The sequence below is a fragment of the Tepidibacter mesophilus genome (genome assembly GCF_002724055.1).
Lineage (GTDB): Bacteria > Bacillota > Clostridia > Peptostreptococcales > Peptostreptococcaceae > Tepidibacter_A > Tepidibacter_A mesophilus.
In genome coordinates this window covers 35,485-52,259 of record NZ_BDQY01000013.1, presented here as the reverse complement: position 1 = coordinate 52,259, position 16,775 = coordinate 35,485, and the positions used below count along the sequence as shown (strand labels likewise).

Annotated in this window: 7 protein-coding genes; all 7 read right to left on the bottom strand. The window is 30.1% G+C overall.

The annotated features are described in order from the left end of the window. Window positions 1-4: 4 nt before the first annotated feature. A complete protein-coding gene (locus Tmeso_RS09505) occupies window positions 5-2,458 on the bottom strand; it encodes a hypothetical protein (RefSeq protein ID WP_099190572.1) in 2,454 nt (817 codons plus the stop codon). Window positions 2,459-2,630: 172 nt separating this feature from the next. Next, window positions 2,631-5,096 carry an S-layer homology domain-containing protein gene (locus tag Tmeso_RS09500; RefSeq protein ID WP_099190570.1) on the bottom strand — a complete coding sequence of 822 codons (2,466 nt, stop codon included), beginning with the start codon at window positions 5,094-5,096 and terminating at the stop codon, window positions 2,631-2,633. 350 nt (window positions 5,097-5,446) lie between these two features. Further along, window positions 5,447-7,912 carry an S-layer homology domain-containing protein gene (locus tag Tmeso_RS09495; protein WP_099190570.1) on the bottom strand — a complete coding sequence of 822 codons (2,466 nt, stop codon included), beginning with the start codon at window positions 7,910-7,912 and terminating at the stop codon, window positions 5,447-5,449. A 211-nt stretch (window positions 7,913-8,123) separates the two neighbouring features. Continuing rightward, complete coding sequence (locus tag Tmeso_RS09490; RefSeq protein WP_099190568.1) at window positions 8,124-10,574, bottom strand: S-layer homology domain-containing protein; 2,451 nt, start codon at window positions 10,572-10,574, stop codon at window positions 8,124-8,126. A gap of 257 nt (window positions 10,575-10,831) precedes the next feature. Further along, window positions 10,832-11,497 carry a DUF6042 family protein gene (locus tag Tmeso_RS09485; protein ID WP_099190566.1) on the bottom strand — a complete coding sequence of 222 codons (666 nt, stop codon included), beginning with the start codon at window positions 11,495-11,497 and terminating at the stop codon, window positions 10,832-10,834. A 21-nt stretch (window positions 11,498-11,518) separates the two neighbouring features. After that, window positions 11,519-14,767 (bottom strand): preprotein translocase subunit SecA, encoded by a 3,249-nt coding sequence (secA, locus tag Tmeso_RS09480; RefSeq protein ID WP_187296295.1) that lies wholly within the window; start codon window positions 14,765-14,767, stop codon window positions 11,519-11,521. A gap of 306 nt (window positions 14,768-15,073) precedes the next feature. Next, window positions 15,074-16,768, bottom strand: coding sequence for a phospho-sugar mutase (locus Tmeso_RS09475; protein ID WP_099190562.1), 1,695 nt, complete (start codon window positions 16,766-16,768; stop codon window positions 15,074-15,076). Window positions 16,769-16,775: the final 7 nt, after the last annotated feature.

Sequence of the window (16,775 nt, the reverse complement as noted above, 5' to 3'; positions counted from 1 at the left end):
CTCCTTAATCTACAACTACAAATATTCCTTTTTTGCTTGATTTAATATATACATTATTATCTGCTCTATCGATACTAAATGGAACTGTATACCAATTTCTCATTTCTTCATCATATCTTAAAACATTAATATTATCACCTGCATACTCATATGGAATTTTAATATTCACACTTTCAAAAGTAAAATTATCTCCCGTAACCTGTATAAAATCAGATACTACATGAACTGATCTTAACTTGTTCTTTATACTATCTATAACTATCGGTTCAACTCTCCCAATAGATACAACAATATCCTTATCTCTATCATAATCAATAGGTCTTAAATTGTATATATCTATATTTGCATACTTCGACTTTGTATTAATATTTGAATGTACGCTACTTTTACTTCCCTCATACTTTATTTTTCTAACTACACTATCTTCTCCCATAATCTCATCTAAATCTAATTCTAAGCTACTCTTTTTTTTATACGAAGAACTAAGTATTAAAGTATCTTCACTAACCTTCATATTTTGTTCAACTTTCCCCTTAGAATCATCTTTAATTACTTTCTTATCTTCTAGCGGAGCAAAATCACCTTTTTTAATAACGCTTAATGTATCAAATTCTACAACTGTTTTATGATTATCATCATTTTCAACTATTATCTTATAAGTTCCAGGTTCTAATCTGTCACTTCCATCCGGAAGATATACCTTAGCTATTTTACCATTTATAACTACTCTTTCAGCTCTTTCTTTATGTCCAAATTCATTTTCAAAGTATACCTTAACTCCACCTGAATAGAACATTCCACCTTCTAATATTATCGGTTCATCTTCGTCATAATCCTCACCTACAGTAGCATCTACAATCTTTGAAACTATCGGCATTGGAGTTGTTGTGAATGAGAATGACTGTGCATTATTTAAAAGTTTTTCTCCTGATTCATTTAAAGCTCCATTTTCTACTATATTTCCAGGAACGTACCAATCGTATTTAGTGTTAGCCCCTGGTTTTTCTTTTATAGGTATGTACATATAAGTTTTTTTAGAGGAACTATATGTTTCTGTATCTAAGATAAGCTCCTTAGTTTCATCTATCAAATTTTCACTGCTTCCATCAGCATAAAGAGTAAATCCAATAGGAGTTTTATTTCCATTATATAATTCAATACCTTTATCTAAATCTTCAAATTTAGCTGTTAAATAATAAGTTCCATCCGACTCTTTATGTAACTTATTTTCATCAAATCTATTTGATGAGCTATTAATAGGATAGGTCTCTACTATCTTAGGTCTATCTTTTATAGTTTGAAATTTAAAAGTTATATCCTTATTGTACCTAAATAAAGTATTGCTTGAATTCAATTTCCCTTGTAATCCAATAGCTCCAGGTGCTAATTTAACAGTATACTCTTCACTCTTTGAAAGTTCAAATTTAGTATCATTATATAAATTATTCATATCTATTTTCAAAGAATTAGATGTATTATCAACATAAACATAATTTTGAACATTAGTATATGTGACTCCACTTCCTGATATAAGACTTAGCTTAGTTTTGTCTATATTAATATCTATAGGATATTTGTCTTTGAACTTCACACTTATAATAGGATGTAGGCCTATATTATCATCTCCATCAATAGGATCTGTACTACTTACTATATCATTCATATTATCCGTACTAAAGTTTATAATATTTTGCTGATTATATATAGTAGTTGCATTTTTAAGGTACACACAGTTTGGCTTTAAAGTAACTGTATATTTTGAAAGATCCTTAAAATCTCCTAAATCTTCTCTTTTAACTATAAGTTTCTTATTATCTGTAGAATCTATATTCCATTCATAGTTCGATATATTATCAGCCACATAAGTCTCATCCTTTAGATTATCTGTTAAAGAAGATGTTAGCGTTATATAATTTTGAATATTATCTTTAGCATTAAAATTGAACTCTATATCATCAATAAAAGTATAAATTATAGTCCCTGCACTATACTCTGTATTATCTATAATTCCAGTTTGACTTGTATTATTAAATTTTGTAACAAAATTATAGTTTATTTCTGGATTAGCAATACTTGAACTATCCTTAAATAATCCAGCAACTATATGTACTGTATATAAAGAATTAGGGTTCAACTTTCTACTTGAATCCTTTGAAGATATTCTAATTTTATGCTCCGTTAAATTCACACTAAAATTATAATTATCTTTATCTGTAGTTCCATTCACTAGTATATCTATACTAGTATTTATATCTTTTAATGGATCTTTTGTATAACTAGATCCATATACCACTTCTATGTATTCTGTATCATAATTTACTCCTACTTGATTTTTACTTATAGTCTCTTTACTAGTTCTAAGACTAAGAGTATCTGTAATCCCTACAGCATTTGATATATCTATAGGTATCATAGTAATTATTATTGCAAATATTAACATTAAGCTTATTTTTCTCATATTATCCCCCCTCTAAAATATTTACATTATGTTCTATATATCGGCATTTAGTATAAGTTTTTGAAGTGTATATTCAAAACATATTATATTGAAAATATTTCTATTTAAATATTAACATAAAAAAATAATAGCTGGTACATAATTGTACCAGCTATTATTTTTAAGCTTTTAATTAGTTCATATCTATTACTTTTATTTCTTTTCCATCTTCAACTATTATTTCTACATCTGTGTTCTTAGTTACGTTAGATATTCTCTTCTTATCTGCCTCATCGTATATTAAAGTGTCGCTACCTACTCTGTAGTAAGTGCTTCCTAAAGTATCTCCAGCATCGTAAACTCCGTTGTCATTTGCATCTGTGTATAGTCTGATGTAATCTCCATCTTTCTCATATACTTTTCCTGATACACTTGTGTATTTAGTATCAGTTGATACTGCTATTTCTCCATTTGATTTGAACTCTACTACATATCCTTTTTCGTCAACTATAGAAGTTCCATCTAATTTATACTCTTTAATTTCTCCATTTGTTAAAGCTACTTTAACATAAGTGTCTGAACCTTTTTTCCAAGAATCTATTATATATGCTGCTTCTTTTGAATCAGATGCTGTTGATATTCCATTGTTTAAGAATATTATAGCTTCTATTTCACCTTTATCATTCTTGAATACTTTAGCATCTACTGCTCCAACTGTATCTTCTTTGATATCATCCCACTTAATTAAAGATATATCGTCTGTATCTGTTGAAATTCCTGCTGCCGCATCTTCTTCTGATATTAAGATAGATGAATCTGATACTGATAATACTGTTCCATCATCTAGTTTAATAGAGCTTGATCCTAAATCACCTGTTGCAAGAGTTACATCTTGAGCTGATTTGTCTATAGTTCCATCTGCTATTTCTCCATCTTTGTTTAATGAGAACTTAATGAAATCTCCTGCTACTAGCGTAGCTATATCAGCTTCTTCTTCTGGATTGTATGTTACTTCTTCTCCAGTAGCTGGTACGTATATCTTAACTCTATCATTGTCAGCATAAGTTCTTGTTACTACACCATATATATCATCTGATGTAGACTCTATATCTGTTGCAAAGTATAATACTCTTCCTAACATATCCTTAACTGCTACTATATCTGCATCATCTGCATCTTCTAAATCTGTATCTCCATTAGTGTATGCATCTGAATAATCTTTTATTTCATCTCCATTATCTACTGAGAATGTAGCATTTGCATATACATCAGATACTTTGTATTCTTTGTCAGTTATTTCTATTTTATCACTTTTGATTTTAGTTAATTTTCCTTCTATAGTATTGTTTTGAACTACTGTTACAACAGCTACGTCGTCACCTTCTATTGTAGTTTTAGTTACATATACTACGTTGTTAGCTTTTATATCTTCTAAGCTTAATTTCTTTCCATTTACATCTTTTATTTCAAACTTATCATAATCATCTGCTAAGTTTACTGTTTCATCTTCAGATGTTTCTATAGATCCTGTTATTTCTTTAGTATCTTTATCTACTGATTTAACTACCATTGCATTTACTTCTGGCTTTATTACATTTGCAAATACAACTTCGTCTCCTTCTATTATGAATCTACCTAACATGTTTGAAGCTAATTCATTTGAGCTATCTCCCAATGTATATACTGTTGCATTATCAGTATCATAAGTTTCATCTTCTTCAACTAATGTAACATCGTTAGCAGTTTTGCTAGCTACCGCATCAACAACTACATCTTCATTTCCATCTCTTTGCATAAATATTACTTCATCATCTGCATTTACATATACTTTTACTTTAAGTCCCATTAAAGCATCTGCATTAACATCTTGAGCTACATCTAATTCTTTTGTTGAATTATCTTCTGTATCTTTAAATCTTAATTCATCTTTATCTATACTTGAATCTAATAATTGATCTCCAACTAATCTTAAATCAGTTTTTTCAGTTATATCTAGTTTGTCATTTAATAAAGATTCATCTGATTCATAGTACTTAACTGTTCCGCCTTCATAACTTGAAACCTTTATTACATTTGCATCTAATGTGTTGTCTACAAGTAATGCTACTTCTCCTCTATCAGCTGTTCCTGATACATTTGAGAATTTAACATCATCAGTTATTTTAACTGCTGCAGCTTTAGCTACATAGTTTCCTGGCCAGCTTCCTGGTAAATACTCATCTTTATATCCTAATGCTCTAACTAACATTGTCGCAGCTTCTGCATAAGATACTTCTTGAGCTGGTTTGAATGTTCCGTCTGGATATCCTTTAATTAGTCCTTGTCCTACTGCTACATTGATATATCCTGATGACCATCTTGAAGATTCAACATCTGCAAATTGAGTTGAACCATTAGCTGCATTTGCTGCATTTCCAAGCCCTAATGTCTCTACTAATAACTTAGCAAACTGCTCTCTTGTAACTTTCATTTCTTCATGGTATTTTCCATCGTCCATACCATTTACTATTCCAAAAGCTGATAGCCTCTCTACAGCTTCTGATACCTTTTTATCTGTATCTTCTTTCATCTCTGGCATTGCAGCAAAAGCCGCTCCCATTGATCCAAAAGCTAACGCTCCTGCTAAAGCTACTGATAAAACTTTTTTAGTATTATTCATTTATATATTCCTCCTCAAACTTAGTTGTCATTTTTTTTATGATTCAGAGTTTTTTCTTCTTTTAAGTTATTTTATATTGCCTCGTCTACATTACCCATTATATAGCCCTATAGCCTTAATTACAATTACACAAGGTTTACACTATCGTTACAAATGTATTACATAAAATTTGTCTAGTTGCAAGTATAGATATCTAATCAATGTTATCTACATATTCCAAATTATATAGTTTCATTGAATATAAAAAATTTGCTTCATAATGTTTCAAATCATTATAATTTTACTAATAATTAAAAAATAAGGGGTTATGTAAAATACATAACCCCTTTATCCTCTAAACTTTTATTTAATTAGTTCATATCTATTACTTTTATTTCTTTTCCATCTTCAACTATTATTTCTACATCTGTGTTCTTAGTTACGTTAGATATTCTCTTCTTATCTGCCTCATCGTATATTAAAGTGTCGCTACCTACTCTGTAGTAAGTGCTTCCTAAAGTATCTCCAGCATCGTAAACTCCGTTGTCATTTGCATCTGTGTATAGTCTGATGTAATCTCCATCTTTCTCATATACTTTTCCTGATACACTTGTGTATTTAGTATCAGTTGATACTGCTATTTCTCCATTTGATTTGAACTCTACTACATATCCTTTTTCGTCAACTATAGAAGTTCCATCTAATTTATACTCTTTAATTTCTCCATTTGTTAAAGCTACTTTAACATAAGTGTCTGAACCTTTTTTCCAAGAATCTATTATATATGCTGCTTCTTTTGAATCAGATGCTGTTGATATTCCATTGTTTAAGAATATTATAGCTTCTATTTCACCTTTATCATTCTTGAATACTTTAGCATCTACTGCTCCAACTGTATCTTCTTTGATATCATCCCACTTAATTAAAGATATATCGTCTGTATCTGTTGAAATTCCTGCTGCCGCATCTTCTTCTGATATTAAGATAGATGAATCTGATACTGATAATACTGTTCCATCATCTAGTTTAATAGAGCTTGATCCTAAATCACCTGTTGCAAGAGTTACATCTTGAGCTGATTTGTCTATAGTTCCATCTGCTATTTCTCCATCTTTGTTTAATGAGAACTTAATGAAATCTCCTGCTACTAGCGTAGCTATATCAGCTTCTTCTTCTGGATTGTATGTTACTTCTTCTCCAGTAGCTGGTACGTATATCTTAACTCTATCATTGTCAGCATAAGTTCTTGTTACTACACCATATATATCATCTGATGTAGACTCTATATCTGTTGCAAAGTATAATACTCTTCCTAACATATCCTTAACTGCTACTATATCTGCATCATCTGCATCTTCTAAATCTGTATCTCCATTAGTGTATGCATCTGAATAATCTTTTATTTCATCTCCATTATCTACTGAGAATGTAGCATTTGCATATACATCAGATACTTTGTATTCTTTGTCAGTTATTTCTATTTTATCACTTTTGATTTTAGTTAATTTTCCTTCTATAGTATTGTTTTGAACTACTGTTACAACAGCTACGTCGTCACCTTCTATTGTAGTTTTAGTTACATATACTACGTTGTTAGCTTTTATATCTTCTAAGCTTAATTTCTTTCCATTTACATCTTTTATTTCAAACTTATCATAATCATCTGCTAAGTTTACTGTTTCATCTTCAGATGTTTCTATAGATCCTGTTATTTCTTTAGTATCTTTATCTACTGATTTAACTACCATTGCATTTACTTCTGGCTTTATTACATTTGCAAATACAACTTCGTCTCCTTCTATTATGAATCTACCTAACATGTTTGAAGCTAATTCATTTGAGCTATCTCCCAATGTATATACTGTTGCATTATCAGTATCATAAGTTTCATCTTCTTCAACTAATGTAACATCGTTAGCAGTTTTGCTAGCTACCGCATCAACAACTACATCTTCATTTCCATCTCTTTGCATAAATATTACTTCATCATCTGCATTTACATATACTTTTACTTTAAGTCCCATTAAAGCATCTGCATTAACATCTTGAGCTACATCTAATTCTTTTGTTGAATTATCTTCTGTATCTTTAAATCTTAATTCATCTTTATCTATACTTGAATCTAATAATTGATCTCCAACTAATCTTAAATCAGTTTTTTCAGTTATATCTAGTTTGTCATTTAATAAAGATTCATCTGATTCATAGTACTTAACTGTTCCGCCTTCATAACTTGAAACCTTTATTACATTTGCATCTAATGTGTTATCTACAAGTAATGCTACTTCTCCTCTATCAGCTGTTCCTGATACATTTGAGAATTTAACATCATCAGTTATTTTAACTGCTGCAGCTTTAGCTACATAGTTTCCTGGCCAGCTTCCTGGCAAATACTCATCTTTATATCCTAATGCTCTAACTAACATTGTCGCAGCTTCTGCATAAGATACTTCTTGAGCTGGTTTGAATGTTCCGTCTGGATATCCTTTAATTAGTCCTTGTCCTACTGCTACATTGATATATCCTGATGACCATCTTGAAGATTCAACATCTGCAAATTGAGTTGAACCATTAGCTGCATTTGCTGCATTTCCAAGCCCTAATGTCTCTACTAATAACTTAGCAAACTGCTCTCTTGTAACTTTCATTTCTTCATGATATTTTCCATCGTCCATACCATTTACTATCCCAAAAGCTGATAATCTCTCTACAGCTTCTGATACCTTTTTATCTGTATCTTCTTTCATCTCTGGCATTGCAGCAAAAGCCGCTCCCATTGATCCAAAAGCTAACGCTCCTGCTAAAGCTACTGATAAAACTTTTTTAGTATTATTCATTTATATATTCCTCCTCAAACTTAGTTGTCATTTTTTTTATGATTCAGAGTTTTTTCTTCTTTTAAGTTATTTTATATTGCCTCGTCTACATTACCCATTATATAGCCCTATAGCCTTAATTACAATTACACAAGGTTTACACTATCGTTACAAATGTATTACACACAAAAAAACCGATGGATTAATCCATCGGTTTCAATAATTTATATAATTAGTTTATTTCTATAACTCTAACTTCTTTTCCGCTTTCTACTATCATTTCGATATCAGCATTCTTAGTTATGTTAGAATATCTCTTCTTATCTGAATCTTCGTAGATTACAGTGTCATTATTAACTCTGTAGTAAATAGAGTTTATAGTTTCTCCTGTACTCCACTCTCCATTTCCATCTGAATCTGTATAAACTTTGATATAATCTCCATCTTTTTCATATACTCTTCCAGCTACTGAAGCAAATTTAGAATCTGTAGTAGTTGCTAATGTTCCGTTTGATTTAATTTCTACAACATATCCATTCTCATCAGTTACAGCTGTATCTAATTCATATTCTTTAACTTCTCCACCTGCAAATGCAACCTCAGCATATGACTTATCGCCTTTTTTCCAAGTATCTATTACGTAAGCTGCTTCTTTAGAATCAGATGCTGTTGATATTCCATTGTTTAAGAATATTATAGCTTCTATTTCACCTTTATCATTCTTGAATACTTTAGCATCTACTGCTCCAACTGTATCTTCTTTAATATCTTCCCACTTAACTATAGATATATCATCTGTATCAGTAGTTATTCCAGCTGTAGCATCTTCTTCAGATATTAATATAGATGAGTCTGATACTGATAATACAGTATTATCAGATAATTCGATAGAGCTCTTTCCTAAATCTCCAGCTTTAAGTGTTACATCTTCAGCTGAATTGTCTACAGTTCCATCTGCTATTTCTCCATCTGAGTTTAGTGAGAACTTTATGAAATCTCCATTACTTAATGAAGCAATATCTGCTTCTTCCTCTGGAACATAAGTTACCTCTTCATCTTTAGCTGGTATATAAAGTTTAACTCTATCTCCATCAGTATACGTTCTAGTTACTACTGCATATATATCATCCGAAGTTGATTTAACATCAGTTGAGAAATATAGTACTCTTCCAATCATATCTTTAACAGCCACTATAGTAGCATCATCTGCATCCTCTAACTTTGTATCCGTTATATCATACAGATTTATTTCTTCTCCTTTATCCACAGAGAAAGTAGCATTAGCATATCCTGCAGCTAAATCGTACTCTTTGTCATCTATTTCTATTTTATCAGACTTAACTTTAGTTAATTTTCCTTTAACAGTGTTATTTTGAACAACAGTCACAACAGCTACATCGTCACCTTCAATTGTAGTCTTAGCTACATAAACAACATCGTTAGCTTTTATATCTTCTAATTTCAATTCTTTTCCATCAACATCTTTAATTTGGAACTTATCGAAATCATCTTTTAGGTTCACAGTTTCTTCTTCCGATGTTTCTATAGATCCTTTAATCTCTTTAGTATCAGCATCTATAGACTTAACTACCATTGTAGTTTCTGGCTTTATTAAATTAGCGAATACAACTTCATTTCCTTCAATTACGAATTTACCTACTAAGTTGTTTGCTAATACGTTCGAATCTCCTACAACATATGTAGTAGTATTTGCTGTCTTGTATGTATCGTCTTTTTCAAGCAATGTGATATCATCTGCAGTTTTATCTGATATAGCATCAACAACAACATCTTCATTTCCATCTCTTTGCATGAACATAACTTCATCATCATCATTTACATATACTTTAACTTTAAGTCCCATTAATTCATCTGAATTAACTCCATTAACCATATCTAAATCTAATGTTTCAGGAGTAGATCCTTCAGTTTCTACAAATCTTAATTCATCAGAATCTATGTTCGAATTCAAAGTTTGGTTTCCTACTAATCTTAAATCTTTCTTTTCTTTTATCTCTAATTTATCTGCTAATAAAGACTCATCAGACTCATAGTACTTAACATTTCCATCTTCGTAACTTGAAACTTTAACTACTTTAGCATCTAAAGTATTATCTACTAATAAAGCTACAGCTCCTCTATCAGCTTTTCCTGTTGCACTTGCAAATTTAACATCATCAGTTATCTTTACGTCAGCAGCTTTTGCTACGTAGTTTCCTGGCCAGCTTCCTGTCAAGAACTCATCTTTGTATCCTAATCCTCTAACTAACATTGTTACAGCTTCTGCATAAGATACTTCTGATGCTGGTTGGAAAGTTCCATCTGGATATCCTTTGATTAGTCCTTGTCCTACAGCTACGTTTATGTATCCCGAAGACCATCTTGAAGATTCAACATCATTGAAGTTAGTAGCTCCATTAGCTGCAGCTGCTGCATTTCCAAGGCCTAAAGCTTCAACTAATATTTTAGCGAATTGCTCTCTTGTAACTTTCATTTCTTCATGGTATTTTCCATCATCCATACCATTAACTATTCCAAAAGCTGATAATCTTTCTACAGCCTCTATAACTTTTTTATCTGTATCTTGTCCCATTTCTGGCGCTGCTGCAAAAGATGTACCCATTGATCCGAATACAACTGCTCCAGCTAATGCTAAAGAAAGAACTTTTTTAGTATTTTTCATTATGTACTCCTCCTTGAAATTAAATAATAATTTCCATTTTATTAAATGGTTTAAATTTAATTAGATGTCATTTTTTGTCTTATTTATCTTGATTTGTCTTAAACTGTGTTATTTTCTATTTTTTTCGACAACATCATTCGACAACCTTAATTATATACATTTTTTGATACAATTTCAATTACAATTGTGTTACAAATTATTTAATTATATATTAAAAATTGATTACAATAAAAAAAGACCTAAATTTTAGGTCTTTTTTAATCTATAACAAATCTTTTTTGTTCAAATATTTCTTTATTAATACTTATATAAACTTTATCATTTTTTCTAAGTTGTTTTACATCTTTATCTGCTTTTATTTTTATAGAGCCTTCTTCTACTAAATAATTTAAAACTTCTTTTATATCGGAATGCTTAACTTTAGTTATATTCTTAATATTATCTAATGTAGTTAATAAATTTCCATTACTATTTATTAGTAATGTCAAAATATTATTAAATTCATTTTGATATTTAATTTCAAATTTTATATTATTTAAAATTTGCTTTTCTTCTTCGTCTAAATTTAAAACTTCTTCTGGCTTTGGCATAGGAAGATTATATAAATAAACTAAACTCTCATTTTCATCTTTAACTACTTTAACAAGTTTGTAGCTTAAAAGCAGTTCTAAATCTTCTAATCTATTTGTAGGATATTTATGTCCTAATTTTTCTAATACCTTTACTTTTTCTACTTTTAAAGGTCCCACTTCATGCTCTATATCGAATTGCTTAGTCAACAATTCTTTACTAGCTTCTTCTCCTCTTAAGTCTTCATTTTGCAAACGACCTATCATAATATATGTTTTATAAGTTGTCTCTGGTAAGTACCTAAACCACATATATTCTTGCATCAATTTTGTGATATTTATTCCTTTATTCATAAATTGTCTCCCTTCTTATCCTTAGCTTATCAATAAATATTTTTTAAACGCCACTTGCTTAAAAGCATTCATTCTAAATTCATATCTTCCACACTTCCATATTTGATCTTTTTTAAGACCAATTAAATAACTTCCGGATTTACTCATTGTCACTGGTAATTCTTTTATAACTTCATTTTCTTCTAAATAGATCAACTGAGCTATCATTTCTATGTTTTCTTCAGTTTTTATGTTTAAATCTACTTTGATTCTCAGTTCTTCTTCATCTTGACTAAATTCTTCAACCATTATAAAAGGAAGTATTATATTATTATTTTCGAACAACAATATAAGTTCATATATAGAATCTCCCCATCCTTTGTCTGGTCTTGATATAGCAACTTTTACCTTTTCATCCTGTACTGGAAACTTCAACGGTATTATATTCTCCTTATTTCCATTAACCATAAGACCTGCATTTATAGTATCTTCTTTATATCCTTTTAGAGACAATGAGAATGATACTTCATCTGATAATTCCGAGAAGAACTTAATTTCTTGAACGTTGTTGTTAGGCTTTTGCTCAGCTTCTGTAACCAAGAAATTTACAATGGTAGCTTCTTGACCTGATACTAAAACTTTTACTTGATGCCACCCCATTTTCCAGTCTCTATCTTTAGGTTTTTCAAATTCTATGGAGAATATTCCTTTTATATTGACACTTTTGTTGTACTCCTCTATATTTTCTTCATTTCCATCTTCCATATAATATATCCCTATATTAGCTGCTACTTCTTCTCTTGCATTTATATCTATATTAAACTTAATTCTAGGAGTATTAGCTGGTATTTTCGTCATATTTTTTCTATTAATATTATACTTATCTTCTAATTGAACTAAATTCTGCTTTTCATTGTTAGCTTTTGAATTGATATTTGCCAGTAAGAATAGGGATTTTATAGTCAGCTCTTTTACTTGACTCATCATAGCTTCAAATAACTCAAATGCCTCTTTATTAAATACTCTTATAGGATTTTGACCTCCAATATGTTGGAATCCTATACCCTGTCTTAGTTGGTCTACTATATCCAAATGATCAGTCCATTTTTCATCTATAGACTTCATAAGCGTTAGTCTTTCAAGATATCTTAATTGTTCTAGTCCTAATTCTTCTTCTTTTTGAGAATAAATTTCAAGAGCTCTTTTTATTATATCTTCTTTTAAATCGTCTTTATCTAGGTCCTGAAGTTCTTGTTCGTCTTTAGGAATTAAATTGTCTATATCTAAATGCATGGTATTCTGTATATATAATTTAAGTTTCTCAAGATCCCACTCTTCAGCATATTCACTCATATTAGTGTAATTATCTACGTTCTCATTTATAAAATCAGATATTATACCCTTTATAAACTCGCTCATATCTTCACCATTTAATATTTTGTTTCTTTCTGCATATATAGTCTCTCTTTGTTTGTTAAGTATTTGGTCGAATTCAAGTGTAGATTTTCTAGCATTATAATTATTTATTTCTACATTTTTTTGAACTCCTTCTATAGATTGAGATACCATCTTATCCTGTATTGCTTCTTCATCTTTAAGACCCATTTTATCTATAAGTTTTTTTACTGTATTCATAATTTCAGGCTTTACTTTATTGAATAGAGAATCCTCTAAAGATACATAAAATTGAGACACTCCAGGATCTCCTTGTCTTCCAGAACGACCTCTTAACTGATTATCTATCCTTCTTGAGTCATGCCTTTCAGTACCTATTACACAAAGACCTCCAAGTTCTTGTACTTCATTACTTAATTTAATATCCGTTCCACGACCAGCCATATTGGTAGCTATAGTTATAGCTCCTATTTGTCCAGCATTTTCTATGATTTGGGCCTCGTCTTGATCTTGTTTAGCATTTAATAGATTGTATTTTAAACCGCTTTTATCAAGTAATTCTGCTATTTCTTCTGATTCATCTATAAATATAGTCCCTATTAAAACGGGTTGTTTATTATTATTTCTCATCTTAACTTCATCCACTAAAGCTTTAAACTTGGCTTCTTTAGTTTTAAATACTAAGTCTTCTTTGTCTTCTCTTTTAACTGGCTTATTAGTGGGTATACATACAACATCCATTCCATAAGTTTCTTTGAACTCTGACTTTTCAGTATAAGCAGTTCCAGTCATACCAGATATTTTATTAAACATTCTAAAATAGTTTTGATATGTAATCATAGCAACTGTCTTAGATTCTTTTTTTATTTCAAGATTTTCTTTTGCTTCAAGAGCTTGATGCAGTCCATTGCTAAATCTTCTTCCTTGCATTAATCTTCCTGTAAATTTATCTACTATTACTACTTCTCCATTATCAACTACATAATCCTTATCCTTTTCGATTACATAATTAGCACTAAGCGCTTGTCTTATATGATGTAGTAATTCTGCATTTTTTGAATCCACTATATTTTCAAGTGAGAATATTCTCTCTGCCTTATCCATTCCCTTTTCAGTAAGATTTATAGTTCCTTTTTCATTATCTTTTTCATAATCTTCTTTGTTTAATGATTTTGCAAATTTATCTACTGTTATATAATATTGAGATGGTCTAGCCGCTTCATCTGTCATTATAAGCGGTGTTCTAGCTTCGTCTATAAGTATAGAATCAATTTCATCTATTATAGCGTAGTTCAATTCTCTTTGAACTATTTGTTCTTTAAGTATAGCCATATTATCTCTTAAATAATCAAATCCAAACTCTGAGTTAGTTCCGTATACTATATCACACTCATAAGCCTGCTTTTTCTGCTTAAAATCCATTTGTCTTTTTATAAAGCCTACAGATAGACCTAAAAATTCATGAATTTTACCCATTTGTTCTTTATCTCTTTGAGCAAGATATTCATTTACAGTTATAACGAATACGCCTTTTTCTGTTAATGCATTAAGATATGTTGGAAGAGTTGCAACAAGCGTTTTTCCTTCACCTGTTTTCATTTCCGATATGTTTCCTTCGTGAAGAACAATTCCTCCCATTAATTGAACAGGGAAGTGCTTCATTCCAAGAGCTCTATGAGATGCTTCTCTAACTACAGCAAAAGCCTCTTCTAGTATCATGTCTAGTGTCTCTTCATTTCTTAATCTATTTTTAAACTCTTCAGTTTTATTCTTTAATTCTTCATCACTTAAATTAGAAAGACTATCTTCCATAGATAATATATTATCTACTCTTTTTCTAATTTGATTTATTTTTCTATCGTGAGGATTTATTAAGCCGCCTAAAAAATCTATCATACATTTTCCTCCTAGTAGCATTTATACATTATTATTTCACAAATTCCATTTTATCATTAATTTTTCAACTTTTAAAGTTTATTATTCATTATTTTGGCATTAATACCTATTTTTAAACAAAAATTCGTCTAGTTGCTTACGCACTGACTCATATCGCCAACAATCCCTACGGTCTCCGTTGCTTAAAATAGTTGCAAATTTAGTAATTCAATCAACGTTATCCTCAAATTGAAAGTTATATAATTTCCTAGTAAGTAAATAATCCTAAGCAAACTCACTTAGGATTATTGTTTCCATATAAAGATATTATATTTCTTCTATTTTTTTCATTACAATTTTGATTAAATTATTTAGCTTATCATCTGATTCTTTTTGTGAATCTGAATCAACAGAAAAATAGAATTTAATCTTAGGCTCAGTCCCAGAAGGTCTTATTGTAAACCAAGAATTATCATCTAGTATATACTTTAATACATTAGACTTTGGTAAACTATCTATTCCGTTTTGATAATCTTTTATATCAGATATCTTAAAGCTTCCTATGCTTTCCATACTATTTTCTCTAAAGAACTTTATTATATTTTGTATTTTATCATTTCCAGATTTACCTTTTAAGGTTATGGATTTTAATCCTTCTTTATAATATCCATATTCCTTGTATATCTCTTTTAGCTCATCGCATAAATTTAACCCTTTAGAATAATAATAAGCTGCCATTTCACATATAAGCATAGATGCTACAACTGCATCCTTGTCTCTTGCATGAGTTCCAACTAAATATCCATAGCTTTCCTCATATCCTATTACAAAGTTTTTATCTTTATTTTGTTCAAATTCCTTTATTTTCTCTCCTATAAATTTGAATCCAGTTAAAGTTTTTAAAGTCTCAACACCATAAGATTTAGCTATTTTTTCTCCAAGATCAGACGTAACTATAGTATTTATAATTACACTATTGTTAGGAAGTTTGTTGTCTTTACTTAAATTATCTAGAATATACTTAGTCATTAATGCTCCAACTTGATTTCCACTAAGACATACATATTCATCATTATTTTTAACAGCTATTCCTACTCTATCACAATCAGGGTCTGTTCCTATAACTAAATTTGCATTTTCTTTTTTAGCAAGCTCTATTCCAAGCTTTAAAGCCTCTTTTTCCTCAGGATTTGGATATTCAACGGTACTAAAGTCAGCGTCCGGCATCTCTTGTTCTTTAACGACCATTACATTTTCAAATCCAAGTTCCTTTAAAACTCTTCTAACAGGTATATTTCCGGTTCCATGAAGAGGTGTAAATACTATCTTAAAATCATCAGAAACTTTATGTATAACATCTGATCTTAAAGATTGTTTTTTAATAGCCTCTATAAACGCTGTATCTACTTCATCAGATAACTCTATTATAAGTTTTTTGTCTATAGCTTCATGATAATCTATACTAGGTATAATACTATAGTCTTGTATCTTCTCAACCTCATTTATTATCTCTTTTGCAACATCAGGAAGTATCTGAGCTCCATCCTCCCAATATACCTTATATCCGTTATATTCAGGTGGATTATGGCTTGCAGTTATAACAATACCAGATATAGCATTTAGATATCTAATAGCGAAAGAAAGCTCAGGCGTAGTCCTTAAATCATCGAATATGTAAGCTTTTATGCCACAAGCAGCTAAAGTCTTAGCAGTTTCTATACAAAACTCTCTAGACTTATGTCTATTGTCGTGTGCTATTACTACTCCTCTATCTTTTGCGCTATCTCCTTCATTGATTATCTTATTACTAAGAGCAAAAGTAGCACGTCTTACGGTGTATTTGTTCATTCTATTAGTACCAGCACCTATTATACCTCTAAGCCCTGCCGTTCCAAACTCTAAATTTTTGTAAAATCTATCTTCTATTTCATTATTATCATCTTTTATATTTAGAAGTTCATCTTTAACATCTTTAAAATAAGGGTCATTAATCCATTCTTCATATATTTTTAAATACACCATAATAACC